4 protein-coding genes are annotated in these 2,195 nt (G+C 53.6%); 3 read left to right on the top strand and 1 reads right to left on the bottom strand.

Annotated features, from left to right (window positions below; translation table 11 throughout):
• Positions 1-99: 99 nt before the first annotated feature.
• The 3 genes from JRI95_17185 to JRI95_17175 all read left to right on the top strand — a co-directional run bounded on the left by JRI95_17185 (position 100) and on the right by JRI95_17175 (position 1,784).
• The gene (locus JRI95_17185; protein MBW2063280.1) at positions 100-744 is read left to right on the top strand and encodes an NIPSNAP family protein; all 645 of its coding nucleotides are present in this window, start codon (positions 100-102) and stop codon (positions 742-744) included.
• Positions 745-824: 80 nt separating this feature from the next.
• The gene (locus JRI95_17180; protein MBW2063279.1) at positions 825-1,337 is read left to right on the top strand and encodes a C_GCAxxG_C_C family protein; all 513 of its coding nucleotides are present in this window, start codon (positions 825-827) and stop codon (positions 1,335-1,337) included.
• Positions 1,338-1,463: 126 nt separating this feature from the next.
• On the top strand, positions 1,464-1,784 hold the full coding sequence (locus JRI95_17175; GenBank protein ID MBW2063278.1) for a hypothetical protein: 321 nt from the start codon (positions 1,464-1,466) through the stop codon (positions 1,782-1,784).
• A gap of 69 nt (positions 1,785-1,853) precedes the next feature.
• Here JRI95_17175 and JRI95_17170 read toward each other — a convergent pair.
• On the bottom strand, positions 1,854-2,195 hold a 342-nt coding region (locus JRI95_17170; protein ID MBW2063277.1), incomplete at its 5' end, for a hypothetical protein.

The following is a 2,195-nucleotide window of genomic DNA, read 5'->3' as shown; positions in this document are numbered from 1 at the left end:
GAAGCTTACGAAATGTACCTCGACCTTAAAAAATGAACGACCGGGACAACAGAAGATGAGAGCCAGGAGAAGTCGTTCCCATGAAAGGGGAGTTAAACCATGATCTATCTGGAAGAGACGCTAAACCTTTCGCCAGCCAGCCCGGAAACCCTGGATACCTTTGTCGAGTTCGCCCAAGAGCAGCTAATGCCTCTCTGCGAGCGCCTGGGACCCCGTCTGATGGCGGCCTGGTACTCGGACGTGGAGTTATTCTGTCAGGTAACGCAAATCCTGGAGTTTGACAGCCTGAGAACATTTGACGACTTCCGTGCCAAGGCTGGCCAGGATCGGGCCTGGGGGGAATATGAGGCGCGTTTAGAGGAGCTGGCCCCGGAGCAACACTCCCGGCTTCTGGAACCGTTAGGTCCGGTGCCGCCGGAGGTTCTGCATGAGGCGATGGCTCAAAGCCAGCAGTCTCCGCTCGGAGCATACAGCCTCGCGATCCTGGAGATAGTCCCCGGCCGTATGCCCGACTTCATCGCAGGATTAAATGAGGGAGCCAAGAATCTTCCCATCGTGGCCAGTTGGCGTCCCATCGCGGGGAAGCACAACGAGGTCATTGACCTCTGGAAGGGGGCTTTGCGCCAGGAGGGCTACCAGCCGGCTGATGAGTTTTCCCGGGAGTTCTTTCGCGGGCTTCGGGAGCTGGCGCCCCGGGAGCGCCTCATACCGGTCTATACCCTGCCATACTCCAGGCTGCGCTAGCGCTTCCATGCCTTCCCAGGCTGAGCCTGGGGACGAGGAAATAAATATAAACGGTTCTTTTTTAGAATAAGGAGGTCAGTATGGCACAGTCAAAGGAAGAACTCGCAGATCAGGCCTTTACCTTCGGAGAAAAATACGAAAAAGAATGCACCGGCTGCGCTCAGACGACCATGGCCGCCATTTTCGACACCCTGTCTATCAATAACGATGACGTCTTCAAGGCCGCCAGCGGGTTGGCCGACGGGCTGGGACTGAGCGGCGACGGCTCCTGCGGCGCGCTGGTGGGGGCTTCCATGGTCATCGGCTACCTTTTTGGGCGAGAACGCAAAGACTTTTCAGACATGATGAAGCCCATGAGGTCTTATTTGCTGGTGAAAAAGCTGCATGACGAATTTGTGGAGAAATATGGCACCTGCCGCTGCTACGACCTGCAAAAATCCCTGATGGGCCGCACCTTCAACCTCCTCGATCCAGATGAACTCCAAGAGGCCATGAAATTTGGGATGATGGACCACTGCAGCAAGGTCGTGGGCACATCAGCCAAAATGGCTACTCAAATTATCCTGGAAGAACAGGAAAAAGATAAAGAATAAGGGTCCGTGGGCGGATTGACCCCGCCGTAAAAATAAACAAGCAGGCGGTTCTTAATGGGAGGCGTGGGACCTCTTTCCCTGAAGTATTATCGCCTGAACGGTCACTAGCTTAAGAATAATCTAATCATGGAAACAACCTCCAAATTTAGCGGGCAACGATTATACGCTGTTTTGCTACTGGCCCTTATCAACCTTTTTCTGTTTGCCGATCAGAACCTCATGGCCCCCAACCTGAGTCAAATCGCCCGGGATTTTGGTTTCTCCGATATTGAGCGAGACGTCAAGCTCGGAGGGAATATATCTTTTGTCTTCTGGGTCCTGGGAGGCGTGATCTCCCTGACCATTGGCTATCTGACAGACTTGGTCTCCCGCCGGAAATTATTCTTAGGGGTTATTCTTGTCGGTGAAATACCGTGTCTTTTGAGCAGATTTGCGCAGATCGATTGAAGTTTTCGTTTAGTGTCTACCTTTCCTTTTCTCCTGGGTAGTGTTTGCGGTGGTGATATATCCAAAGCTTTAAACAATTCGGCCACGCTGTCTCTGGGCGTGGGAAGTGGGAACGGATAAACATCCGGCTTCAGCCCCGATCATAGTCTGGATGGCGCAAAGCGTTGATAGTTGCTTGAGGCCCTCTTCTACAGTGATGTCTAAAAAGCGCCAGGCTTCTTCCAATACGAGGCGCAGGCGGTAGGCCAGCATGACGATGAAGACATGGGCCCGGGTTCTTTCGGCGTTGCGGACAAAGACCGGCCGCACTTCTAAATGCCCGGTTTTCATATTCCGAAAGGCGCGCTCGACTTGGGCCAGGTCCTTGTAACGGTCGTGTATGGTGTCCATATCCGCGGCCTCATCAGGCAG

It is taken from the genome of Deltaproteobacteria bacterium (genome assembly GCA_019308995.1).
Lineage (GTDB): Bacteria > Desulfobacterota > Desulfarculia > Adiutricales > JAFDHD01 > JAFDHD01.
The sequence above is the reverse complement of the archived record's forward strand: the minus strand, read 5'-3'. Positions and strand labels throughout refer to the sequence as shown.